Source organism: Microbacterium aquilitoris (assembly GCF_031932285.1).
In the GTDB taxonomy this organism is placed as follows: Bacteria; Actinomycetota; Actinomycetes; order Actinomycetales; family Microbacteriaceae; genus Microbacterium; species Microbacterium aquilitoris.
Genome location: NZ_JAUZVT010000001.1, coordinates 941,594 through 964,873, shown reverse-complemented (window position 1 = coordinate 964,873; position 23,280 = coordinate 941,594). Strand labels below are relative to the sequence as shown.

Annotated in this window: 26 protein-coding genes; 14 read left to right on the top strand and 12 right to left on the bottom strand. The window is 70.8% G+C overall.

The genetic code is table 11. From position 1 onward, the window contains the following. Positions 1-5: 5 nt before the first annotated feature. Positions 6-1,130, bottom strand: coding sequence for a zinc-binding alcohol dehydrogenase family protein (locus Q9S78_RS04650; RefSeq protein WP_311869128.1), 1,125 nt, complete (start codon positions 1,128-1,130; stop codon positions 6-8). 81 nt (positions 1,131-1,211) lie between these two features. Between Q9S78_RS04650 and Q9S78_RS04645 the strand changes: the two genes are divergently transcribed. Both Q9S78_RS04645 and Q9S78_RS04640 read left to right on the top strand, forming a co-directional pair. Next, the gene (locus tag Q9S78_RS04645; protein WP_311869125.1) at positions 1,212-1,778 is read left to right on the top strand and encodes a TetR family transcriptional regulator; all 567 of its coding nucleotides are present in this window, start codon (positions 1,212-1,214) and stop codon (positions 1,776-1,778) included. 20 nt (positions 1,779-1,798) lie between these two features. Next, positions 1,799-2,593 carry an aspartyl protease family protein gene (locus Q9S78_RS04640; protein ID WP_311869122.1) on the top strand — a complete coding sequence of 265 codons (795 nt, stop codon included), beginning with the start codon at positions 1,799-1,801 and terminating at the stop codon, positions 2,591-2,593. A gap of 3 nt (positions 2,594-2,596) precedes the next feature. Here the strand turns inward: Q9S78_RS04640 and Q9S78_RS04635 are convergent, their stop codons facing one another. Continuing rightward, positions 2,597-2,746 (bottom strand): hypothetical protein, encoded by a 150-nt coding sequence (locus Q9S78_RS04635; protein ID WP_311858998.1) that lies wholly within the window; start codon positions 2,744-2,746, stop codon positions 2,597-2,599. 2 nt (positions 2,747-2,748) lie between these two features. Next, the gene (locus Q9S78_RS04630) at positions 2,749-3,579 is read right to left on the bottom strand and encodes an aldo/keto reductase (protein WP_020098019.1); all 831 of its coding nucleotides are present in this window, start codon (positions 3,577-3,579) and stop codon (positions 2,749-2,751) included. Positions 3,580-3,681: 102 nt separating this feature from the next. Here Q9S78_RS04630 and Q9S78_RS04625 point away from each other — a divergent pair, with 102 nt between their 5' ends. Genes Q9S78_RS04625 through Q9S78_RS04615 form a run of 3 tightly spaced genes read left to right on the top strand, consistent with a single transcriptional unit; the run spans position 3,682 to position 6,487 of the window. After that, positions 3,682-4,953, top strand: coding sequence for a sensor histidine kinase (locus tag Q9S78_RS04625; protein ID WP_311869120.1), 1,272 nt, complete (start codon positions 3,682-3,684; stop codon positions 4,951-4,953). After that, on the top strand, positions 4,941-5,633 hold the full coding sequence (locus Q9S78_RS04620) for a response regulator (RefSeq protein ID WP_018186810.1): 693 nt from the start codon (positions 4,941-4,943) through the stop codon (positions 5,631-5,633). The genes Q9S78_RS04625 and Q9S78_RS04620 overlap by 13 nt, the downstream gene beginning before the upstream one ends. Further along, positions 5,630-6,487 (top strand): DUF4097 family beta strand repeat-containing protein, encoded by an 858-nt coding sequence (locus Q9S78_RS04615; protein ID WP_311869118.1) that lies wholly within the window; start codon positions 5,630-5,632, stop codon positions 6,485-6,487. The genes Q9S78_RS04620 and Q9S78_RS04615 overlap by 4 nt, the downstream gene beginning before the upstream one ends. An 85-nt stretch (positions 6,488-6,572) precedes the next feature. Here the strand turns inward: Q9S78_RS04615 and aztD are convergent, their stop codons facing one another. Genes aztD through aztB form a run of 4 tightly spaced genes read right to left on the bottom strand, consistent with a single transcriptional unit; the run spans position 6,573 to position 10,694 of the window. After that, positions 6,573-7,745, bottom strand: coding sequence for a zinc metallochaperone AztD (gene aztD / locus Q9S78_RS04610; RefSeq protein WP_311869115.1), 1,173 nt, complete (start codon positions 7,743-7,745; stop codon positions 6,573-6,575). A gap of 23 nt (positions 7,746-7,768) precedes the next feature. Continuing rightward, positions 7,769-8,665, bottom strand: coding sequence for a metal ABC transporter substrate-binding protein (locus tag Q9S78_RS04605; protein ID WP_116228154.1), 897 nt, complete (start codon positions 8,663-8,665; stop codon positions 7,769-7,771). After that, entirely contained in the window at positions 8,662-9,852 is a 1,191-nt protein-coding gene (locus Q9S78_RS04600) for a hypothetical protein (protein ID WP_311869112.1), read from the bottom strand. Before Q9S78_RS04600 ends, Q9S78_RS04605 begins: the two co-directional genes overlap by 4 nt. Then, positions 9,849-10,694, bottom strand: coding sequence for a zinc ABC transporter permease AztB (gene aztB / locus Q9S78_RS04595; RefSeq protein ID WP_311869109.1), 846 nt, complete (start codon positions 10,692-10,694; stop codon positions 9,849-9,851). Before aztB ends, Q9S78_RS04600 begins: the two co-directional genes overlap by 4 nt. Positions 10,695-10,748: 54 nt before the next feature. Here aztB and aztA point away from each other — a divergent pair, with 54 nt between their 5' ends. The 3 genes from aztA to Q9S78_RS04580 are packed head-to-tail and all read left to right on the top strand — an operon-like array spanning position 10,749 to position 13,494. Next, the gene (gene aztA / locus Q9S78_RS04590; protein WP_311869106.1) at positions 10,749-11,450 is read left to right on the top strand and encodes a zinc ABC transporter ATP-binding protein AztA; all 702 of its coding nucleotides are present in this window, start codon (positions 10,749-10,751) and stop codon (positions 11,448-11,450) included. After that, positions 11,447-13,129, top strand: coding sequence for a glucose-6-phosphate isomerase (pgi, locus tag Q9S78_RS04585; protein WP_311869103.1), 1,683 nt, complete (start codon positions 11,447-11,449; stop codon positions 13,127-13,129). The genes aztA and pgi overlap by 4 nt, the downstream gene beginning before the upstream one ends. 5 nt (positions 13,130-13,134) lie before the next feature. After that, complete coding sequence (locus Q9S78_RS04580) at positions 13,135-13,494, top strand: hypothetical protein (protein ID WP_311869101.1); 360 nt, start codon at positions 13,135-13,137, stop codon at positions 13,492-13,494. Between the two features lie 9 nt (positions 13,495-13,503). Here the strand turns inward: Q9S78_RS04580 and Q9S78_RS04575 are convergent, their stop codons facing one another. Beyond that, entirely contained in the window at positions 13,504-14,727 is a 1,224-nt protein-coding gene (locus tag Q9S78_RS04575) for an HNH endonuclease signature motif containing protein (RefSeq protein ID WP_311869098.1), read from the bottom strand. An 82-nt stretch (positions 14,728-14,809) separates the two neighbouring features. Between Q9S78_RS04575 and Q9S78_RS04570 the strand changes: the two genes are divergently transcribed. The 3 genes from Q9S78_RS04570 to Q9S78_RS04560 all read left to right on the top strand — a co-directional run bounded on the left by Q9S78_RS04570 (position 14,810) and on the right by Q9S78_RS04560 (position 16,633). After that, entirely contained in the window at positions 14,810-15,448 is a 639-nt protein-coding gene (locus Q9S78_RS04570) for a GNAT family N-acetyltransferase (RefSeq protein WP_311869096.1), read from the top strand. Between the two features lie 9 nt (positions 15,449-15,457). Further along, complete coding sequence (locus Q9S78_RS04565; protein ID WP_311869093.1) at positions 15,458-16,090, top strand: hypothetical protein; 633 nt, start codon at positions 15,458-15,460, stop codon at positions 16,088-16,090. A gap of 171 nt (positions 16,091-16,261) precedes the next feature. Beyond that, complete coding sequence (locus Q9S78_RS04560; RefSeq protein WP_311869091.1) at positions 16,262-16,633, top strand: VOC family protein; 372 nt, start codon at positions 16,262-16,264, stop codon at positions 16,631-16,633. 3 nt (positions 16,634-16,636) lie between these two features. On the opposite strand, the gene Q9S78_RS04555 is transcribed toward Q9S78_RS04560, so the two are convergent. Then, a complete protein-coding gene (locus Q9S78_RS04555) occupies positions 16,637-17,215 on the bottom strand; it encodes a hypothetical protein (RefSeq protein WP_311869090.1) in 579 nt (192 codons plus the stop codon). Positions 17,216-17,246: 31 nt separating this feature from the next. Then, entirely contained in the window at positions 17,247-17,798 is a 552-nt protein-coding gene (locus Q9S78_RS04550; protein ID WP_311869088.1) for a helix-turn-helix domain-containing protein, read from the bottom strand. Between the two features lie 66 nt (positions 17,799-17,864). Here Q9S78_RS04550 and Q9S78_RS04545 point away from each other — a divergent pair, with 66 nt between their 5' ends. Continuing rightward, positions 17,865-18,806 (top strand): NAD(P)/FAD-dependent oxidoreductase, encoded by a 942-nt coding sequence (locus tag Q9S78_RS04545; RefSeq protein ID WP_311869085.1) that lies wholly within the window; start codon positions 17,865-17,867, stop codon positions 18,804-18,806. Here the strand turns inward: Q9S78_RS04545 and Q9S78_RS04540 are convergent. Both Q9S78_RS04540 and Q9S78_RS04535 read right to left on the bottom strand, forming a co-directional pair. Next, on the bottom strand, positions 18,786-19,484 hold the full coding sequence (locus Q9S78_RS04540; RefSeq protein WP_311858973.1) for a YdeI/OmpD-associated family protein: 699 nt from the start codon (positions 19,482-19,484) through the stop codon (positions 18,786-18,788). The two genes, Q9S78_RS04545 and Q9S78_RS04540, sit on opposite strands and share 21 nt — an antisense overlap. Continuing rightward, positions 19,460-20,161 (bottom strand): NRDE family protein, encoded by a 702-nt coding sequence (locus tag Q9S78_RS04535; protein WP_311869083.1) that lies wholly within the window; start codon positions 20,159-20,161, stop codon positions 19,460-19,462. Before Q9S78_RS04535 ends, Q9S78_RS04540 begins: the two co-directional genes overlap by 25 nt. Positions 20,162-20,203: 42 nt before the next feature. Between Q9S78_RS04535 and coaBC the strand changes: the two genes are divergently transcribed. Then, positions 20,204-21,409, top strand: a complete 1,206-nt coding sequence (gene coaBC, locus Q9S78_RS04530) for a bifunctional phosphopantothenoylcysteine decarboxylase/phosphopantothenate--cysteine ligase CoaBC (RefSeq protein ID WP_311869080.1) — start codon at positions 20,204-20,206, stop codon at positions 21,407-21,409. A 62-nt stretch (positions 21,410-21,471) separates the two neighbouring features. Further along, a complete protein-coding gene (locus Q9S78_RS04525) occupies positions 21,472-23,274 on the top strand; it encodes an AMP-dependent synthetase/ligase (protein WP_311869078.1) in 1,803 nt (600 codons plus the stop codon). Positions 23,275-23,280: the final 6 nt, after the last annotated feature.

The following is a 23,280-nucleotide window of genomic DNA, read 5'->3' as shown; positions in this document are numbered from 1 at the left end:
CCGGTTCAGAGGGTCACGACGATCTTCCGCGCAGAGACCCCCGCGCGCTGACGATCCAGCGCCTCCTGTATCGCACCCACCCCGTCGCCGGCCACGACCGGCTCGGGCAGCGGACGGACGGTGCCGTCCGCCAGCCACTGCGGCAGCAGTCGCCCCCACAGCCGGCGCCCGATCTCGTCGTCGCGCAGGCTCGTCCCCCAGATGAAGGCGGCTCGGATGCCAGCCCGACGCGCGCGAGCGTTCAGCAGAAGCGTCCTCAGCCCCAGGCGTGCGAACGTGGGCAGCATCGCGGGGAAGAGCCGGCGGCGCCCTGCAAGCTCGGCGAGCGAAACGGGCATGCTCGCCATCGCGAGCACCGAACCGCCCGTTCGACGCAGCACCTCGATGCATCCGGCGGTCGACGTCTCGCCGAGGGCCACGGCACCGACGACGGGGCGCCCGCCGATTCCCGCCACAAGTTCATCGACGGCGCCGGGGGAACCGTGGTCGACGACGACGTCGGCACCGAGCGACCTGACGAGGTCGGCGTTTCGCGGCGACGCCGTGCTGACCACGTCGTATCCCGCCGCGCGGGCGAGCTGGATCGTGTTCATACCGACGCTCGTCGACCCGCCCCACACGACGACGACGCCGCGGTCGCGAGGACGCGCCTCGGCGGGGTCGTGGATCGCCAGTCCGAGGTGGCGCGGCTGGAACAGCGCGCACGCGGCGGTGGAGACCCCGAGGGGAAGGACGGAGGCCTCCACGTCCGAGATGCCGTCCGGGATGGGGGCCGTGAGGTGTTCCAGGAGCGTCGTGTACCGCTGGAACGCGCCCTCGCGCCGGGAATCGCGACCGCGATCCGTTCCCGTCGCGAGCCCGAAGACACGATCACCGACGCGGAACCGCGTGACCTCGGAGCCGATAGCGACCACGTCGCCGGCGACGTCGGAGCCGAGTACCGCCGGCGTCGGCAGCCACCGGTAGGTGACCGAACCCGTGCCCTGGATGACCCAGTCAACCGGATTGACCGCGACGGCGTGGACGCGCACGAGGACCTCGCGTGCCGCCGGGTCGGGCGTCGGCATCCGCTCGACGGAAAGACGCGCGCGGGGCGCGGCGAGGACGGCGGCGTCGTGGTGTCGGGGCATGTCGGTTCCTCCGGTCGTGATGTCACGTGGTGTCATCACTGTACCTCGCATGACACAGGGTGTCGTCACTATGCTGTCCGGATGGCCAGATGGGCACCGGACACCCGGGAACGACTGCGAGCGGCGGCGCTCTCGCTCTTTGAGGAGCGCGGCTACGCGGCGACCACCGTGCCCGACATCGTCGACCGGGCCGGTGTGACGCGTCGCACGTTCTTCCGCCACTTCAGCGACAAGCGCGAGGTCTTCTTCGACGACGACGAGATCCCGCAGATCGCGACCCGCATCATCTCCGAGGCGCCGCGGGACGCGCACCCGATGCAGGTCGTGACGGGCGGTCTTCGGATGCTGGCGCGCGAGCGTTTCGAGCCCCGGCGTGCCGAGATGCGCTTCGCCCGTCGGGTGATCGCGTCCGAGCCGGCGCTGCGCGAACGGGACCTGCGCAAGCAGGCGGATCTGCGGGACGCCATCCGGGAGGGCTTCCGCCGTCGCGGCGAGGACGAGGCGACGGCGGCGGCGATCGCCGGAGTCACCGTCGAAGCCCTGCAGGCAGCACTGGAGGCATGGGCATCCGAGCCCGCGGGCGCCTCTCTGACCGATCACCTCGACGAGGTGCTCCGCCGGATGCGGGCGCTGCTGCAGTCGCTCTGAGCGGTCATTAGGGTGATGCCGTGAGCACCGTCATCCCGCTCGACCTCGATGCCGATCCGGACCTGCCCGACGCGATCGCGGTGCGGGTGGTGGCCGAGATCGACGGCACGATCCACAGCCTCATCGTCGACACCGGCGGCGCGCGCAGCGGCCTCGTCGACGGTCCGCTCACGGCCGGGCTCGAGCGGCTGACACCGCAGGACCCGGGCGGCGGCGGGGTCTTTTCCCGGGCCGGGTCGACAGAGCGCGTCACCGCGCGTGAGCTGCGCATCGGCGACCTCGAGGTCGAGCGGCCGGTGTTCGACCTCGAACCGAATCCCGCGGCGCCGTCGCTGCTCGGGCTCGATGTGCTGCGTCGCCACCGGCTGGACTTCCGCTTCGACGCCGCGCTGCTCGAGCTCGACGCCGACTCGCCTGTGGACGAGCGGCGGGCCCTGGTGCAGTCCTCGCGCGGCCATCCCTACGTCGACGTCGCCTGGGCGGGCGGCGTATGGCCGGCCATCTGGGACTCGGGCGCGAGCGTGAGCGTCATCGACCGGGGCGTCGTGGCGCGGCATCCGGAACACTTCCGCCCTGCGGGTGAGGCGGAGGGGACGGATGCCTCGGGTGCCGCGAACGAACTTCCACTCGTCCTGCTCCCGGAGGTGACGATCGGAGGTCGCCGGCTCGCTCCATCGATCGCCGCCGTCGCCGACATCGCGGGGCTCACCCGACCGGACGATCCGCCGTTCGAGCTCATCCTGGGGATGCCGGTGCTCCGCCACGCGGACTGGGCCGTCGACCTGCGCGACGGCTGGTGGGGATATCTCGCCTGAGCGCTAGCCCACGCGTGACCGACGGTCGGCGGCATCCTCACTTCCGTGGCGCGCGGCGAGCCGCACGATCCAGTAGATCCCCCAGACGAGCAGCGCGATCATCGCGACGACTCCGAGGAGGATCAGCAGATGCCAGCCGACGAGTCCACCCATGCTCACATCTCCTCGTGGGTGTCGGGGTCGCCGTCCCACAACCGGCCGCGCTCGAGGGCCGAGATCGCGGCGATCTCGTCGTCCGTCAGCGAGAACTCGAACACGTCGGCGTTCTCGGCCTGGCGGGCGGGGTCGGCGGACTTCGGAATGGGCGTGCTGCCGAGCTGAACGTGCCAGCGGAGGACGACCTGCGTCGGCGTGACATCGTGCGCGGCCGCGGTGTCGATGACGACCTGCTCGCTCAACAGCTCCGAGCGCCGGGCGAGCGGGCTCCAGCTCTCGGTGCGGATGCCCTGCGAGGCGTGGAACGCCCGCAGGTGCGCCTGCGGGAAGTACGGGTGCAGCTCGACCTGGTTGACCGTCGGCACGACGCCGGTCGCCTCGATGATCCGGGCGAGCATCGGCTCGGTGAAGTTGGAGACGCCGACCGATCCGACGCGCCCCTCCTTCTGCAGATCGACCATCGCGCGGTAGGTGTCGACGTATTTGTCGACGCTCGGGTTGGGCCAGTGGATGAGGTACAGGTCGATGCGCTCGAGTCCGAGACGCTCAAGCGATCCCTCGGCGCTGCGGCGGGTCTCGTCGTAGCCGTGATCGCGACCGGGGACCTTCGTCGTGACGATGAGGTCGTCCCGGATGCCGCTGCGCCGCACGGCCTCGCCGACCTCGCGCTCGTTCTCGTAGTTGACGGCCGAATCGAGCAACCGGTAGCCACCCTCGATCGCGGTGACGATCGACTGCGTGCCGTCCTCGCCGCGGAGGTTGTAGGTGCCGAGACCGAGCTGCGGGAACGCGGTGCCGTCGTTGAGGGAGACCGTGGGGATGCTGACCATTCCGCCACCGTACGCCGGATCCGCCCTTTGGGGGTTAACCCGAAAGGAGGTCTCGGGTCCGCCCCGATGTGGCGGTCTCGGGGTCGCCCCTAGCGTGGGGACATGACTTCCGACACCTCCGCGCCTCCCCGGCGGCTCCGGCCGCTGCGGCGCCTGGGCGCGCTCGCGCAGCTCGCCGCCATCGCCCTGGTGGGCATCGGCATCCTCACCACCGCCGCCACCCTTTTCGGCACCGGTATCGGCTTGGCGCTCGTCCTGGGTATCGGCCTCGTCCTGATCATCGCTGCGCTCTACGTCGCGTGGGCCGCGGCCTGGCTCGAGCATGAACGAGCCGAAGGCCTGTACGGCCACGGCATCCCGCCGCTGGCGATCCGCGCGAGCGGTCAGCCGGGCTTCCGAGGCTTCCTCCGCACGCTGTGGCTCCAGTTCACCGACGGGGCGATGTGGCGCGGCATCGGCAGCTTCGCGATCGCCGCCGTGCTCGGCTGGGTCGTCATCGGCGCCACGTCGGCAGTGGTCACCGGAGTGGGGCTCGCCGTCTCGCCTCTCGGTGGCGCCGCGGGCGGCCGACTGCCGGTCCTCGGCATCCTCGTCACCGACGGCTGGGCCGTCGCGGGCGGCATCCTCGCAGTCCTGGTCAGCCTCGGCATCCTGTTTGGGGTCACCCTGCTCGACGACCTTCTGACCCGGTCGATCCTCGTGCCCTCGCGCGAGGCCGTCCTCGCCGAGCAGGCGCGGACCGCCGGGGCCCAGCGGGCCGGTGCGGTGCGGGCCAGCGAGGTCGAGCGCACCCGCATCGAACGCGACCTGCACGACGGCGTCCAGCCGCGGCTCGTCTCGGTCGGGATGACCCTCGGCTTGGCGCAGCAGAAGATCGACTCCGACCCGGTTGCGGCGAAGGCGCTCATCGATGAGGCTCACACCTCGACGAAGGCGGCCATCACCGAGCTCCGTCAGCTGGCTCGCGGCATCCACGCCTCGGTCCTCGACGACCGGGGACTGGATGCCGCCCTCTCGGCCCTCGCGGCACGGTCTCACGTCCCCGTCGCCCTCGACGTCCGTCTCGACGAACGCTGCAGCGCGACCTCGGAGGCGGCGGTGTACTTCGTCATCGCCGAATCGCTCACCAACGCCGCCAAGCACGCCCGCGCCACCGAGGTGCGCGTCGTGGTCCGCAGCCGCGACGACGCCCAGGCCGGACGCCTCATCTGGGCGCGCGTCGAGGACAACGGCATCGGCGGCGCACGCGTGCTGCCCGGCGGCGGTATCGACGGGATCATGAACAGGGTGCTCGCCGCCGGCGGCACCGCGACGCTCGACAGCCCGATCGGTGGACCGACGGCTCTGGAGGTGACGGTCCCGTGCGCATCCTGATCTGCGAGGACTCGACGCTGCTGCGCGAAGGCCTGGTCCGCGTGCTGGAGGACGCCGGTCACACCGTGGTCGCCGCCCTGCCCCACGCCGGCGACATCGTCGAGACGGTGACCGCGTCGGCGCCGGAGCTCTGCATCCTCGACGTCCGGCTGCCGCCGACGTTCACCGATGAGGGCATCCGGGCGGCGCTGACGCTGCGGGCGCAGCATCCCACCCTCCCCGTGCTGGTGCTCAGCCAGTATGTCGAGGAGCGCTACGCGAGCGACCTCATCACCGGGCAGAACGCCGCCCTCGGGTACCTGCTGAAGGACCGCGTGGCCGACGTCAAGGACTTCCTCGACTCGATCGACCGGATCGCCGCCGGGGCCACGGTCCTCGACCCCGAGGTCGTCGCCCAGCTGCTGACCCGCCGAGCGCGGGATGAGCGGATGTCGCGCCTCACCGACCGGGAACGCTCCGTCCTCGCGCTCATCGCCGAGGGCAAGAGCAACGCGGCCATCGCCACGGCGCTCTTCGTCTCGGAGGCGAGCGTCGAGAAGTACATCACCTCGCTCTTCCAGAAGCTCGGCCTCGAACAGGATGAGCACGGCAACCGACGGGTGCTCGCGGCTCTCGTCCACCTCGAACACGGCACATCGCCCGCCGCTGGGCATCCCGATCAGAACGGAACGAACCGATGAGCATCGACCTCACTCCCCCGCCCACGACGCCCACGACACCCGACGTGCAGCCGCCTCAGCAGCCGCGGCGCGCGTCCGCGCAGATCGTCTCGATCGTCGCGATCTGCGTCGGCGGGGTGGTGCTGAGCGGAGCGCTCGTCTCGGGCATCGGCTCGATTCTGTACGCGGCCACCGATCGCGGTGAAGGCAGCCGCTCGGCCGATGTGGCGGGAGTCACGGGCCTGTCGCTGGACGTCTCCGCCGGTCACGTCGTCGTCGACTATGCGGACGTCGACGAGGCGACCCTCACCGTCGACGGGAACCGCGACTGGAAGCTCGAGCGGCGCGGCGAGACGCTGTCGCTCTCCAACTCGCGCCCGTGGTGGATGCTGCAGGTGGGCTTCGACGCGACCGAGAATCGCGCGACGCTGACGCTCCCCGAGGAGATGGCGGACCAGAAGCTGGATGCCGACGTCAACGTCGCGGCGGGATCGGTTACGGCAGACGGCACCTACGGGCTCCTCGACGTGTCGGTCGGTGCGGGCGACGCGACGGTGACCGGCACCGCGGACGACGTCCGGGTCGATGTCAGCGCCGGTGATGCCGACGTCGCTGTCGGCGACGTGCAGCGCGCGAATCTCACCATCGGCGCGGGTCAGATCACTGCCGACCTCCGCGGCGAGGACCTCGACGACGTCCGTGTGGATGTCAGCGCGGGGACCCTCGTGGCGACCCTCCCTGACGAGGCGTACCGCGTGACGTCCGACGTCTCCGTCGGCACGTTCGACAACCGTCTGCAGACCTCGACGAGCGCCACGCGCACCATCGACGCCACCGTCTCGGCCGGTACGGTCACCCTCCGCCCCGGCGTCTAGCCCCTTACGTACGACGAGCCGTCGCAGATGGTCGCCCCCGAACCGGGGAAACGACCATCCGCGACGGCTCGCGGTGTGTGAGGCGTCAGCCGACGACGGCGATCTCGTTCGGCACGTGGTCGAGCGCCACGGTCTTCGCGATCTTGTCGGCGGCCAGGTCGACGATGACGATCTCGCTGTCGACGGGATCGGTCACGTAGGCGAACGACCCTGCGACCTTGACGGACGGGTGCGGGTCCTGCCATTCGGCGGGTCCCTCCCACGGGTCGACGACCTTCAGCGACGACACGACCTCTCCGGTGGCCGGGTCGATCGTGTGCAGCTTGCCGTCGGTACCGATCAGGACCGCCTCGGCGTCCGGTCCGCGTCCGACGCCCCGGTAGGTGTACTCGACACCCTCGGGCAGAGCGACCTTCTTCAGGGTCTTCGCTGCTGTGTCGATCAGGGCGATGTCACGGAGGAGGTACCCCTCGGCATCCGGGTCGTCCTTGTAGTCCATGACCACGAGCGGGCTGTTCTCGGACACGTAGGCGTTGCCCATGCGGCCGTACTCGTCAGGAGACGTGAGCTTCGTGATGGTGCCGTCCTTCACGACGAGGGCGCCGTTCTCGCAGCCGAAGACCACCGCTTCGTCCTTCGCGGTTCCTTCACCGTGCACGCCGGGGCACTCGTCGTTCGACGCGATCTCGTTGCGGTCCTTGTCGAGGACGCGGATGCCGGTGCGCCCTGACTCGTCGCCGACGGTCGTCAGCAGGGTGCCGTCCTCGAGCTCGACGGAGACGCCGTGGTGCGCGGTGACGCCGGCGATGACGTCGGCCTTCGGGAGGGCATCGCCCGTCTTCGCCAGCTCTGCCGAGTCGAAGATCGTCGTGTCGCTGGTCGCGTCGTCGTACAACACCGTCTTGCCTGCGTGCGAGACGACGTGCCCCGCGGTGGCGGCGGGCACGACGAGGTCGGTGAGCTCTGGCTGCTGCGCGTCGAGCAGCTGGAAGCCCTTCGACGTGGTCACCATCACGTGTCGGCCGTCGCCGGCGGCGTTGAGGCGGATGAAGTCCTCGGAGCCGAACTCGCCGAGATTCGCGTAGTCGTCGCCACCGAGGACGAGCACGCCCCCCTCGTACCCGACGGCGACACGCGGGCCGTCGGGTACGGCCGCGCTGTCGGCGGGGTCGGATGCGGGCTGCGCTGCGGACGCGCAGCCCGCGAGGAGCAGGGCAGCGGCGCCCGCGAGGGCACCGAACTGCAGGGTCTTCTTCATGGGTTTCCTTTCCAGGGAATGCCTCACGGGGTGAGGCCGTCGGCGATGCTCTGCAGGTTGCGTCGCATCATGTCGAGGTAGGTGCCGCCCGGCGAGCCTTCGGGGGCGAGGGACTCGGTGAACAGCGAGACGACGTCGACGTCGCGGCCGGCCTCGTCGGCGAGCACCCGCATGAGCCGGTCGGGCTGCGACGAGTCGGCGAAGATCGTCGTCACGCCGGCCTCGTCGATCGCGTCGACCAGGCCTTTCAGGTCCGAGGCGCTGGGCGCGGCGAGCGTCGTCCCACCCGGGATCGCCGCCCCCAGGATCCGTACGTCATAGCGCCGGGCGAGGTAGCCGAAGACGTGATGGTTCGTGACGAGCGCCCGGTGCTCGGCGGGGATCGCACCGAGGGTGTCGGCCATGTCGGCATCCAGCTCGTCGAGCTCGTCGAGGTAGGCAGCGGCCGCCTTCTCGACGACGGATGCCTCCACCCCGGCGATCTGCGCGAGCTGCGGCGCAAGCGCCTCGACCACGCGGGCGGTCTGGGTGGGATCGGTCCAGAAGTGCGGGTCGACGGCATCCGAGTCGGCGTAGTCGAGCGGCTCGATGTGGTCGCCCGCCACGAACGAGGCAACCCCGTCGGCCACCGCGGCGTCGACGTGGTGCTGCACGCCCTCTTCGAGCCCCAGCCCGTTCGAGACGAGCAGGTCGGCGGTGCGCATGCGGGCGGCTTCACGCGCCGAGAGCTCGAACGAATGCGGGTCGCTGCCGCGGGGCATGAGGGTGACGACATCGACCTCGTCACCGACGAGGTTCGCCGTGATGTCCCCTAGCAGGTCGGTCGTGACGACGACGGTCGGCCGGTCGCTGCCCGCGGCGGCACACCCCGTCAGCGCGGCGACGGCGGCGACCACCAGCGCGGCGAGCGCGCGCCTCATCGGCCCGTCTCCGCGACGAAGGCAGGCGCGTCTGCCTCGAATGTGCGGGCGATACGCCCGGAATCGGCGTGGTCGATCTCGAACATCACGTTCTCGGCGGGTCCGTTCAGATAGGTGCGGTTCGCGTCGATCTGCAGGGTCACGCCCGCCGCGAGTGTGGGATCGGCGAGGGATGCCGCCACGAGCGGTTTCGTGCGCGCGATCGCCTTGCCGCTCTCGCCGTCGATCACGAGAACCTCCCCCTTCGTCGTGAGGGCGACGACGTGCTGGTCGGCGTCGTCGACCGCGGCGACGCGGGCGAGCGGCTCGCCGGCATCGACGCGGGTCCACGCGCGCTCGCGGGTGTCGAGCAGCCAGAACGCGTCGCCGCCGGTGAGGCCGGCGACCGTCGGCCGCCCCTCGCGTGCGGCGAAGGAGAGCGCGCGGTCGTCGGCACCCTCGGGGTAGGGGATCCGCTCGAACGAGGTGCCGTCGGCATCCGTCACCGCCAGGATCGCAGCGTCGGCGCATCCGACGACGACGCCGACGTTCGTGGCGATCGAACCGGCGGGATCATTGCAGGGCACGGTCTCGACGTCGGCGCCGGTCGCGTCGACGTGGCGGAGACCGTCGGCATCCGTCACGAGGGCGCCCGTCGGGAGCGGGACCACCATGCCCGAGCCGGCGGGGACATCGAGGCGGAAGCGCTCCTCGATGCGCCCCTTCTTGAGCGCGTCGAGGTCGAGGAGCACGGCCTCTCCCCCGTCGAACCGGATCCCCGCACCGAGGTCGCTCGCGACGACGGTCGGCTCGCCGTCGCCGGTGAGGTCGCCGAGGATCACTGCGGGAGCCTCGTAGTAGTGGAAGTGGTCGACGTGGTTCCACGTCCAGACGCCGCTGTCGACGATCCCGACGCCGCCGTCGCGCCCCGCGTAGAGGAACCGGCCGTCGGTCTCGAGCGAGGTCGACGGCGTGATCTCGCCGAGTGCGTCGGTCGTCTCGTCGAGCAGGTCGAGGTGGCGGACCTCACCGCCCGGGGTGACGCTCGTGAGGTGCAGGGCGGGCTCGGCGAGTTCGGTGGCGCCCGCGATGGCGCCGTGTCCCTCGCCCGCCGATTCGGGGACGGATGCCGGTGCCGACTGGCAGGCCGCAAGGGCGAGGGCGAGGGCGAGGGCGGGCACGAGGGCGATCGGGGCGCGGCGGTTCATGCGGTCCTTTCGTCGAGGGCGGGGCGGGTAGGACGGACGAGGGCTCGGATGCCGGTGGACGCCGCGCAGGAGCAGATCGCCGTGAAGGCGACGGTGGCGCCCGCGGCGGTGCCGAGGTGCCACGACAGGACCAGGCCGACGGCGACCGCGACGGTGCCGATGACCGCGGCGAGCGTCATCGTCGGGACGATGCGGCGGGTCCACGCGCCGGCGGCGACCGCGGGGCCGAGGAGCATGCCCACGACGAGGAGCGATCCGACGGCCTGATAGGCCGAGACGACAGCGAGGGTGACGAGGCCGACGAGCAGGATGTGCGCGAGGCGAGGGCGGAGGCCGAGCAGCTGCGCCTGCCGCGGATCGACGGCGAGTGCGACGAAGGAGCGGTGGCCCGCGGCGGCGACCAGCAAGGTCACAGCCGCGGCGACGGCGAGGAGCACGAGGTCGCCCCGCTCGATCGCCAGGATGTCGCCGAAGAGGATGGCCGAGGCATCCGTCGCGAAGCTGCGCGAGGCCGAGATGACGATGACCCCCAGCGAGAGACTCGCGACGAAGAGGAGGCCGATGCTGGTGTCGGCCGAGAGCCGACCGCGGCGCTGCAGGGCTCCGACGCCGAGCGACATCGCCGCCGCGCTGACGGCCGCGCCGACCACGGGCGGGAACCCGGTGAGCGTGGCGACCGCGATCCCGGGCAGCATGCCGTGGGCCATCGCCTCGCCGAGGAAGGCCATTCCGCGGAGGACGACCCACGTGCCGACGACCGCGCAGACGACCGCGACGAGGGCGCCGCCGACGAGGGCGCGCTGAACGAAGGCGGCGGCGAACGGATCGAAGAGGACGGACACGGTGCCCGACTGTACACGTAATTGAGAACGGTTTTCATTTGCAATACTGGTCGGATGCACAGCTCACGGGTCGTCGTCCGGTTGGGTGAGGTCTGCGTCGACATCGACGGGCACCGCGCCCTCGACGGCGTCGATCTCGACGTTCGCGCCGGCGCGCTCTCGGCCGTGGTGGGCGCGAACGGGTCGGGGAAGTCGACGCTCGTGTCCGTGCTCGCGGGGCTCCGCGCGCCGACCTCGGGCACGGTCGAGATGCGCCCCGGAACGGCGATCGCGCTCGTGCCGCAGCACACCGCCGACACCGCGCGTCTGCCCCTGACCGTCGCCGATCTCGTGTCGATGGGACGCTGGCGCGAGCGCGGCGCTTTTCGCCCGCTGAGGCGGAGTGACCGGGAGCGCGTCGCCGAGGCAATCGACGCGGTCGGGCTGAGGCCGTACTCCTCTCGTCCGCTCGGTGCGCTCTCGGGAGGTCAGCGTCAGCGGGCGTTCGTCGGCCAGGCGCTCGCGCAGGACGCGGATCTGCTGCTCCTCGACGAGCCGACGAGCGGTCTCGACGATGCGTCGCGGCGAGCCGCGGCATCCGCTCTGCGCGTCGCGGCCGACAGGGGTGCGGCGGTCGTCGTGGTGACGCACGACCTCCGCGAGCTCGGCGAGGTGGATGACGTCGTGACGCTCGCGGCGGGTCGGATCGTGGGTGCGCCGACCGCGTACGACACGCGGGGGCGGAGGGGTCGGAACGTGAGTAGCGTTGAGGGGTGACCAACGCTCCGATCGATGCCACCACCACGTCCGCCTGGGCTGAACTCGAGTCGCTGAAGGCCGGCTTCACCCCCGATCTGCGCGGCTGGTTCGCGGCAGACCCGGGGCGCGTCGCCAAACTGACGCACGACGTCGCCGACCTGCACGTCGACCTGTCGAAGAACCTCGTGACTGACGAGATCGTCGCCGCCCTCGTGCGCCTCGCCGAGCAGACCGGCGTCGCCGAGCGGTACGACTCGATGCTCGCGGGTGAGCACATCAACACGACCGAGGATCGTGCCGTGCTGCACACCGCTCTCCGGCGTCCCGCCGACGCGACGCCGTCGCTGACGGTCGACGGTCAGGACGTCGACGCCGACGTGCAGGGCGTGCTCGACGCGATGGCCGAGTTCGCCGGCCGGGTGCGCACGGGCGAGTTCACCGGCATCACCGGCAAGAAGGTCGAGACGGTGGTCAACATCGGCATCGGCGGGTCGGACCTCGGGCCCGTGATGATCTCGGCGGCGCTGGAGCCGTATGCGGATGCCGGCATCTCGGCGCGCTTCGTGTCGAACATCGACCCGTTCGACATCGCGTCGAAGACGAAGGACCTCGACCCCGAGACGACGCTGTTCATCGTCGCCTCGAAGACGTTCACGACGCTCGAGACGCTGACCAACGCGCGCCTCGCCCGTGACTGGCTGTGGGAGGGCCTCGCGTCGGCGGGGGCCATCGACGGCAGCGACGAGCAGAAGAAGGATGCCGTCGCCCACCACTTCGTCGCGGTGTCCACGGCACTCGACAAGGTCGCGGACTTCGGCATCGACACCGCGAACGCGTTCGGCTTCTGGGATTGGGTGGGCGGCCGGTACTCGGTCGACTCGGCGATCGGACTGTCGCTCGTTATCGAGTTCGGGCCCGACACGTTCCGCGAGCTGCTGGCCGGATTCCACGCGGTGGACGAGCACGTGCGGACGACGCCGCTCGCGCAGAACGTGCCTGTCCTGATGGGCCTGCTGAACGTCTGGTACACGAACTTCCTCGGCGCGCAGTCGCACGCGGTGCTGCCGTACGCGCAGCAGCTGAGCCGGTTCGCCGCGTACCTGCAGCAGCTGACGATGGAGTCGAACGGCAAGTCGGTGCGGTGGGACGGCTCCCCCGTGACGACCGACACCGGCGAGGTGTTCTGGGGTGAGCCGGGCACGAACGGGCAGCACGCGTTCTACCAGCTGATCCACCAGGGCACGCGGCTGATCCCGGCGGACTTCATCGCGTTCGCGAACCCCGCCTACGCGCTGACCGACGGCGACCGGGATGTGCACGGCCTGTTCCTCGCGAACTTCCTGGCGCAGACGAAGGCACTGGCGTTCGGCAAGACGGCCGAGGAGGTCGAGGCCGAGGGCACGACCGGTGCGCTGGTCGCGGCACGGACGTTCCCCGGCAACCGTCCGACGACGTCAATCTTCGCGCCGTCGCTGACGCCGACCGTACTGGGCGAACTCGTCGCCCTGTACGAGCACATCACGTTCACGCAGGGTGCGATCTGGGGCATCAACTCGTTCGACCAGTGGGGCGTCGAGCTCGGCAAGCAGCTCGCCATGCAGATCGCGCCGGCGATCGAGGGCGACAGCGACGCGTTCGAGTCGCAGGATTCCTCGACCAAGGCGCTCCTGGAGTACTACCGCGACCACCGCGCCTGAGGCTCGTGACGCGTCTCGAGGTCGAAGTCGGTGGGTGGGAGCACGATTGCTGCGGCCCCGAACTCGTCCGGTTCACGCCTGTGGAATGGACTGTCATCCCCGTGGTTGACGGTCCGTTCGTCGAGACGCATCACGGCCTGGAGGAGTCGGAGGGCCTGAAGGTCATCGAGGTCGCCGGCACGATCGTGGAGCTGGAGGCCATCGATCGTGATGGTTCCCGCATACCGATCACGCGTATCCCCAGCGGACGCGCCTTGCTCGGGATGGACGAAGAAGACGCAGGCGACGTGATCGAGATGTACACCGACCGCATCGTCAACGTGTCGGACGACGATTTCATCGTGACCGTTGACGTGCAGGACTGACCGTCGGTCCTAGAACGGTGGTGGGTCGGTGGTGAACTGCGGGATGCGTCGTTCGGGCTTTACGAGGTAGATCCGGCCGGCGGGTGAGGTCCATTCGAGTGCGCCGCCGGGTTTGGCTGTGACCTGCCAGTCGGTGTGGTGTTTGAGGGTGTGGTGCCCGCGGCAGAGGGGTGCGAGGTTGGTGGCGTCGGTGTGTCCGCCGTGGTGCCAGTCGACGGTGTGGTCGATGTCGCACCGATCGGCCGGGATCCCGCAGCCGGGTGCCATGCACCGGGCGGCCCGCCACGCGACGAGCCGGCGGAGGTCGGCCGGGGGCCGGTACTGTTCACGGCCGACGGAGAGGACGACCCCGGTCTCGGGGTGGGTGAGGACCCGCATCCACCCGGATGCCGCCCCGCACAACTCCCGCGCACGGTCGAGCGGGATGGGGCCGACGCCGTCGACCTGCGCGGCAGGGCCGTCACCGGTGAGGAGGGTGAGAGCGGGCACGGTGACCGTGACGGTCGGGCGGATGCCGCGCACGGTGTCGGGGAGGGATTCGGTTTCCCCGTCGATGAGGAGGTCGCCGAACACGTCGGCGCGCTTCTGATCCAGGATGCGCTCATCATCGAACGTTTTCGCGATGGCGGTGAGCCGCCCGTGGATCGCGTGCGCTTCGACGGCGGGGAGGTGCGCGGTCAGCCACGCCATCCCGTCCGCACCGGGTTCGACGCGAACGTGCCTGCGGGCGACGGCATCCATGTGACGTTCCGCGATCGTCGCTTCACGCTCCCTGTCCACAATCCGCTTCACGGCGCGGCGGAACGGCCCGGTCGGCATCTCCTCCGCGAGTGCGAGCACTTCGGACACCAGCTCGTCGCGGACGATCTCGAGTTCATCGAGGCCGTCGACGATGATCGTCGCGTGGGTGTCGGTGATATCCGCGTGGCTCATCGACTCCCACACCGCCGGGTACCGCTTCACCAACGCCCGCCCGACCCCCATCAGACGTCCCGCGGCGTGCTCGCTGATCCGCAACGCCGACGCGACTTCGAGACGCACCGACCGTTCCACCAGCACCGACGCACCCTCATCCCGGGTCGCCGCGCGGATCGCGTCATCCCACAACTCGACGATGCTCGCATACCGCTGCGCCGCGTGGATCGTGGCCATGTCCGCGCTCAACACAACCCAGTCCAGGGTCGTCGGGATCCCCTCGGGGACCTCATCGAGATACGGGGAAGGGCTGGACATAGTCCCAGACTAGGGAGGGGTTCCGACATCGCTTCGGCGCTGGTGTCGCCGCCCGACCGGCGCTTTCGGCCACACTGAGTGAGTGCAGCCGGAACAGACAGTGGTGAAATCCGACGACCCGCGGTGCGCCGAGCTCGACGCCGCCGGGTGGGTTGTCGTCTCACGATCGTGGGCAGCGCAGGTCACGGCGTCGGGCATCGATGTCGATGCCCTCTCCGGAGCGGTGGAGCGAGGTCGCCAGCACGGCGACGTTCGCGAGATCGGAGACGCGGATCTTGATGCCGTTCTCCTGCTCGACGTGGCGACGCTGGCCGACTATCCGGGTGGTGTCGCGACCCAGCACCGCCCGCTGACGAGGGCGACCGCTCGCGTGTCGCCCACGAGGCGAGGCTTCGGCATCGTCGATGGGGATGGCCGGGTTCTCGCGGTCACCTACGTCGATGTCGACGGAGGGACCGCTGAGACAGAGTTCACGGTCGTGGCAGCAGAGCACCGCGGGTTGGGCCTCGGTACGGCGGTGAAAGCGGCATCCATACTGGCTCTCGTCCGCGAGGGCGTCGGCGTCTTCCGGACGGGGGGCGCCGCGGAGAACGCCGCGATTATCCGTTCCAACCACCGCCTCGGATATCTGGTCGACGAGGAGTGGCTCACCTTCTCTCCACCTTCGGCGCGTGGTCGACGACACCAGCCCACCCGAGCGCGCGCCGACCTCACCCGGTAGCGTGCAGGCATGCGCGGACGCAGACTCACCTGGACCATCGGCGGCGCCGGACTGATCACGTGCGGGGTGGCCGGCATCCTGCTCAGTGCCACGCTGGGCTCGTCGCTGACCGACGTCCTGGCATTCTCCGTCGACCTGCTCTGGGCGGCTGCGGTTCTCATTTTCGCGATCGGCACGTCACCCCGCGACAGCGTGGTCGCTCGTCGCCCCCTCGGGGTTATCACGCTCGCGCTCGTCGCCCTCTGGCCCCTGGCGATGCGGATCGTCGGCCTTTTCCAGGACCCCATGGACCCCATCCCGCTCATCCCATGGGAGGTATCCACCTTCGTTCCGCTCGCTCTGAGCCTCGTCGCCGTCGTGCAGATCGGCCGCGCGTCCGTCGCACCGCGCGCCTGGCGGTGGGCGCCGGCGATCGCCCTCGCCGTCTCGGTCGTGTGCGACGCGCTCAGCCTGGTGGTCGTCGCGGGTGCGGACCAGGCCTCGGCCGTCCAGTTCGTCGGGCTCTCGTCGGCGCTCGGAGTGATCGGATTCCTCGTCCGCACACTGGGACTCGGGATCGTGGCACTCCTCGCCGTCGCGTCGGAGCGACCGGCATCCGTCCCGGTCTACTCGTCGCCCTCGGAGCCCGCGCCGGGCTCCTGACCCTTCGCCCCCTGCCATCGATCGGAGCTCCGCGTTCGCGCGGACCTCGGGGCGCGGAGCCTCCGCGGGAGCGCAGATCTCCGCGCGACCGCTGAGGCACGAGACCCTTCCCCTGGACAAGCCCCGCCGCGAGCGCCACCCTGGTCGCATCCCCGGACGAAGGAGACGGCCATGTTCCAGAACGACGGCGCCTACAGCGGATTCGCGGTCGACGATCTCGATGCGGCACGAGCGTTCTACGCCAACACCCTCGGCCTCGACGTGTCGACGCTCGACAGCGGATTCCTCCACCTGAACCTCGCGTCAGGCGGCACGGTGCTCGTCTACGGCAAGCCGCACCACGAACCTGCGGGCTTCACCATCCTGAACTTCCCTGTCGACGACGTTGACGCCGCCGTCGACGACCTCAACGCCAAGGGCGTTCAGACCGCGATCTACGACGACATGCCCACCGACTCGAAGGGCGTCATGCGGGGCCACGGCCCGATCATCGCGTGGTTCCGCGACCCCGCGGGCAACGTCCTCGCGGTTCACGAACGCTGACGATCAGGCCTCCCAGAACCCGACCGCGCAGAGCAGCCGCGTCTCGTCGTCTGCACCCGCCGGCGGATCGATCGCGGGAGGAAACACACCCCACTGCCGCCACTCGTCAGCGTGCGGGACGACGTTCTCGTTCAGCCCCGCGATGAGCTCGGGAGACAGGTGGAACGGGATGCCGAGATGCTTGGCGATCAGCCACGCCTGAAACGCGCGATACGTCGCCAGGTGCGCGAACCCTTCCTCGGCGGAGTAGTCGCCGTACTGGAAACGGAATGTCGTCGCCGCCCCGCCCTCCCGCACCGCAGCCGTCGCGGTGTCGTTCAGACGGTCGTAGGACGCGATCGGATCGTCGCCGAGGAGGTCGGCGTTCCGGAACTCGTCGCCGTCGGCGGGAGACTTCCCGGCGAGCACGTCGGGGACCCACGCCTCGTCGTACGCGTGCGCGAAGACGATGTCTCGGAAGGTGGGATCGGGAGTGGACGTCCACTCCTTCGGGGCTGGCTTCGACAGGTCGGCCGGATCGATGCGATCGATGACGGAGCGCAATGCGGCATCCGCTTCGAGAAACAGTTCATCGGTTCTCATGTCGACACCGTACGACCGGCCGCCGACACTGTCACGAGCCGTGCACGTGGATCCGCTCGCCCGACGCGCTGAAGATGCTCACCACCTCGGCGAAACCGTCCTCGGTGGCGCTGAGGCTGTGCGGCAGGCCCGTGTCGAACTCGGCCGCCTCTCCCGCCCCGATCCGATGCTCCTCGCCGTCGAGCAACAGCCGGATCGTGCCGCTCAGCACGTAGAACCACTCGACCCCGTCGTGCACCTTCGGCGCCGGAGCGGTGGATGCCGCGGCGTACCGGATCTTGTAGGTCTGCACCGGCGAATGCTCGAGGGTCAGCGGCGCGACGACCATGCCGTGCCGACGCTCGGTCGCGCGGCGCACCCGCGGGTCGACGGGCTCTCCGCGCACGAGGTCGTCGAGCCGCAGGTCGAGGACAGATACCAGCGGGAGCAGCAGCTCGAGGGATGCCTGTCGTCGGCCCGCCTCGAGTCGGGACAGCGTGCTGATCGACATCCCCGCCTTCTGCGCGAGGTCGGCCAGCGTCCAGCCGCGCTGCTGCCGCGCCGCACGCAGGCGCGGCCCCACCCGGGCCAGATCCGTCGTCATGGGTCGAGTTTGCCACTTCTGCAAAGGAAGTTGCCGTATCGGCCCTCCTCGCGGGAGCGTGGCGTCATGACAGACACCCTTTACGACGCCGTCATCGTGGGCGGTGGCACCGCCGGACTCAGCGCCGCGCAGATGCTCGGGCGCGCGCGCCGCCGCGTCCTCGTGATCGACGCCGGCGCTCCCCGCAACCGCTTCGCCGCGCAGATGCACGGCGTGCTCGGTCACGACGGCCGCTCCCCCGCCGAGCTCCTGCGCATCGGCAGAGCAGAGGCGGAGAGATACGGCGTCGAGTTCCTCGACACGACCGTGACCTCGATCGACGACGCCGGCGACCACCTCACCGTGGCGCACGACGGCGGCATTCTCGCCGCGCGCGGCGCGGTCCTCACCACCGGCGTCGTCGACGACCTCCCCGACGTCCCGGGCCTGCGCGAGCAGTGGGGTCGCGGCGTGATCCATTGCCCCTACTGCCACGGTTACGAGGTCGCCGGGCGCCGCCTCGGCGTGCTCGCCACCTCGCCCGCGAGCCTGCACCAGATCGAGCTCGTCCGGCAGTGGAGCGGTGACGTGACCGCGTTCACCGCGGGTCTCGGCGACGTCGACGACACGGTCGCCGCACGCCTGGCGGGGCGCGGCATCCGCCTCGTCGACAGCCCGGTCACGGAGCTCCGGACCGACGACGACGTGGTGACCGCAGCCCTCACGGCGGACGGCGCCGCGCACGCGATCGACGCGCTGTTCACCGCGCCGACGCCGCGCCTGCACCTGGACTATGCGGCGAGCCTCGACCTCGCCGTATCCACCGAGCCCGGCGAAGGACTCCGCGTCGACATGCGCGGGGCGACGAGTCATCCGCGCGTGTTCGCCGCCGGCAACGTCGTGAGCCCGTTCGGCAACGTGCCGCTCTCGATGGGCCAGGGCTCGATGGCCGGCGCCGGTCTCAACGCGGCGCTCGTCATGGAGGACGCCGCTTCAGCCCTGCGCGACTCAGAGACCCTGCGCAGCTGAGGCCGCCGCGGCGGCGCGGGCCAGCCACGCCGGCGGTTCGCCGTACCGCTGGAACGGCACGAGCCTGCCCGCCGCGCAGTCCTCGACGAGCGTCGCGAGCCGGTCGGTGCGGGTCTGCTCGCGCTTCGCGCTCTGCACCCAGTGCGCCACGGTCCTGCGATACGAGGGCGTGGCGGCATCCCAGAACGCTTGGGCGGCCGGGCTCGCGGCGAGGGATGCCGCCTGCTCGGGCGTGAGCTCGTTCCGCTGCTCGTGCGAGTAGACGCCCGACAGGTCGGGGGTCCGTCGCTCGAAGGCGGCGAGTCCCGCGGGGTGCATCCGCCCCTCGGCCTGCAGCCGTTCGATGTGCGCGATGTTGACGGCGCTCCAGATCGATCGGGACTTCCGCGGCGTCCAGCGCTGGATGCGGGCGCCGTCGCCGATGCCGCGGCTGACGGAGTCGATCCAGCCGAACCGCAGCGCCTCGGGCACCGCGTCGGCCCACGTCAGACCCAACCGCGGATCGCCCTTCCGGTAGAAGACCGTCCACACCTCGACAGCCGTCTCGTGGTGGGCTTCGAGCCAGTCGCCGAACTCCGCCGCCGAGGCGAAGAAGATCGGGTCGGATGCCGGTTCCACCATGGTCGCGACGGTACCACCGGCATCCGACGCGGTCAGCGCAGCTGCAGGCTGTTCCACGCCCCGGGCTCGTCGAACTCGCCGTAGACGACCTCGGCTCCGCTCGCGGAGACCGATCCCGCGCAGACGAGGAGTGACAGCGTCGGGTAGCCGTGGGGGCGGTTGTCGCGGATGATGGCGCGGTCGTCGGTCGGTTCCAGCGCCGTGGTGCGTTCGAGCGCGCCGAGCCATTCCGCGATCCAGTCGTCTCCCGACGGCGCCGCGAACGCGTCGTGCCAGGCGACGATGCGCGCCGTCTTCGGGTCGTCGACGTCGTCGTGCGCGATCATGTGGACGCCCGGTGCGAGATCGACTGCGCGTACCGACTCGCCGTCCCACATCGAGACGCGGGCGCGACCCGGCGTGACCGTCAGCAGGTTGAAGCCGTGCGTCGGCGGCGCGTCGGACAGCCCGCGTCCGGCCGCCGCGTCGAGCACGATGTGCCCGCGGGAGCCGGTCGCGAGCGAGTCGTCGATGAAGTCGGCCCGGTTGAGCACGACGGCGAGGCGGGATGCCGACGGGTCCGCCGCCAGCCATGCGCCGCCCGCGCGGGTGTCGCGCACGCCGATCACCCCGGGAAGGTCGGGCCACCACGGCCCGAGCGGATCCCACGCACGGGCGGGATCCTCGTCGCGGACGGCCAGCACGCGGATCGCCGCCGTGGCGTCCTCGGGAACGTGGACGATCACGGTGCACATCGTGGTGGCCTTTCGCGTCCGACCCCGTGGGAGGATCGGACCATGTTCGTCGTCGTGGGCGTCTCGGGCGGCATCGCCGCGTACAAAACGGTGCAGGTGGTCCGCGCACTGGTGACGAACGGGCACGAGGTGCACGTTGTTCCCACCGAGGACTCGCTGCGCTTCGTCGGGACCGCCACGTGGGAGGCGATCAGCCGCCATCCTGTCACGACGAGCGTGCACGACGACGTCGCCGAGGTCCGCCACGTCGCCCTCGGCACGCAGGCCGATCTCGTGATCGTCGCGCCGGCGACCGCGAACACGCTCGCCAAGATGGCCGCCGGCATCTCCGACAACCTCCTCGGCGTCACCCTCCTCGCCACGACCGCGCCCGTCGTCGTCGCACCCGCCATGCACACCGCCATGTGGGACCACGCCGCGACGCAGGCCAACATAGCGACCCTCCGTTCGCGCGGCGTGCACATCGTCGGCCCTGCGGACGGCCTGCTGACCGGCGGCGACGGCGGACCCGGGCGCATGGTCGAGCCCGACGAGATCGTCGCGGCTGCCCTCGCTGCCGCCGGTGCCCCGGCATCCGATCTCGCCGATCTGCGCGTCGCGGTGTCGACCGGCGGCACGCGCGAACCCATCGACCCCGTCCGCTTCCTCGGCAACCGGTCCAGCGGAAAGCAGGGGGTGGCCGTCGCCCTCGCCGCCGCCGACCGCGGCGCGTACGTCCACCTCGTCGCGGCGCACGTCGACGAGGGCGTGCTCGACAAGGCCCTCCACCACCCGCGGATAGCCGTCGAACGTGCCTTGACCGCTGTCGAGATGGATGCCGCGATGCGCGCCGCGAGCGCCGAGGCCGACGTCGTCGTCATGGCCGCCGCGGTCGCCGACTTCTCGGTCCCCGAGGTCTCGGACGTCAAGATCCGCAAGGAGGACGGCACCGTCGCCCTCGATCTCGTCGAGAACCCCGACGTGCTCATCGGACTCGTCCAGGCGCGTCGTCCGGGTCAGACGATCGTGGGGTTCGCGGCCGAGACGGCTGCCGACGAGGCGGAGCTGCGCGAACGGGGCATCCGCAAACGCGCGCGCAAGGGCGTCGATCTGCTCGCCGTGAACCGCGTCGGCTGGCAGGAGGGCTTCGAGACGGCCGAGAACCGCGTGCTCTTCGTCGACGCCACCGACGAGGTCGCATCGCAGGCTGCGGGGACCAAGCGCGTCGTCGCCGACGCCCTGTGGGACGCGGTCCTGCGCCTGCGCTGACCCTCTCGCGCCCGCGCGGAAGATAGCGGCATCCGATCCGGTTCGGGCTCCGAATCATCTGTGTGCCGCAGATACACACTCCCCTTCTCGCGCCCGTCGACGGGCATCGCAACGTCACGGACCTCCTCGTCCAGCGTGCCGAGAAGGCTCCCCACCACGCCGCGTTCGACGTCGCCACCGGCGACGGCTCGTGGCGGCAGGTATCCACCGTCCGGTTCCTCGGCGAGGTCCGCCGGCTCGCGAAGGGCTTCATCGCCGCGGGTGTCGCCCCCGGCGACGCTCTCGCGATCATGGCCTCCACACGCTACGAATGGGCCGTCACCGACCTCGCCGCCTGGTTCGCAGGCGCCGTCGTCGTGCCCGTGTACGAGACGTCGTCGCCCGTCCAGGTCGCCGGCATCGTCGCCGACGCCGGCGTCGTGCTGGGCGTCGGCGGAACCGAAGCCCAGACCCGCCGCCTCGCCGACGCCTTCGCCGAAACCGGCGCGGGACGCCTGGGCGCCTATGCGATGGACCCGGCCGACCGGGTGGCCGGCGGCATCCGGACCCTCGACGACCTGCGCTCGCGGGCCGACGACGTGACGGATGCCGACCTCGAGCGCCACCGCACGGCGGCCGACCTCGACGCACCCGCGACCATCGTCTACACCTCCGGCACGACCGGGGAGCCCAAGGGAGCCGTGCTCACGCACCGGAACTTCCTCGGCCAGGTGCTCAACATCGCCGCGGCCTACGGCGAGGTCGTCCACGAGCAGGGCAACACGATCATCTTCCTTCCGCTCGCGCACGTCCTCGCACGCGGACTGCAGCTCATCTGCCTCGCGAACGGCATGCGCATCGCGCATCTGAGCGACCCGAGCACGGTCGTCGAGACACTGTCGGTCCTCCGGCCGACGTTCCTCGTCGTCGTCCCCCGCGTTCTGGAGCGCATCCAGGCAGCCGCCGCGCAGAAGGCGGATGCCGCGCACCTCGGCCGCGTGTGGCGCGCCGCTGTCGCGACCGCCGTCTCGGGCGGACGCGCGGCCGAGCAGCGCACGGACGGGCGGGCACCGGCATCCGTTCGTCAGCGCCTGTTCGAGACCCTGTTCTTCCGCCGCCTGCGCGCCGTGATGGGCGGACGGGTCGACTACATCCTCTCGGGCGGTGCGCGGCTCGACCCCGAGGTGTCGCTGTTCTTCCGCGGCATCGGGGTTCCCGTCATCGAGGGCTACGGCCTCACCGAGACGACCGCGCCGCTCACCGGCAACCTGCCCGGCGACATCCGTGCAGGCACGGTCGGTCGACCCCTCCCCGGCTCGACCGTCCGCATCGGCGACGACGGCGAGATCCTCGCGAAGGGGATCGGCGTCTTCCGCGGCTATCGCGACCCCGCGCACGACGCCGACGCCTTCGTCGACGGATTCTTCCGCACCGGCGACCTCGGCCGCTTCGACGCCGAAGGGCGGCTCATCATCGACGGCCGGGTCAAGGACGTCATCGTCACCTCGACCGGCAAGACCGTCGTCCCCGCCCCGTGGGAGTTCGCCGTCGAAGCGGACCCGCTCGTCTCGCACGCCGTCATGGTCGGCGAGGGACGGTCGTACCTCACCGCGCTCATCGTCCTCGATCCCGACGAGGCCGCCCGCCAGGGCGATGCGCCCGCCGCCGGCCAACTGCGCGAGATCCCCGACGAAGGCCTGCGGGCGCGGATCCAGCGGAGCATCGACGCCGCGAACGCGCTCGTCTCACGCAGCGAGCAGGTGCGCCGCTTCACGGTCATCGCCGCCGACCTCGCCGACACCACCATCATCACGCCGACGCTCAAGATCAAGCGCCGCGTCCTCCTCGAGCGCGGCTCCGACGTCGTCGCCGCCCTCTACAGCTGACCTTCC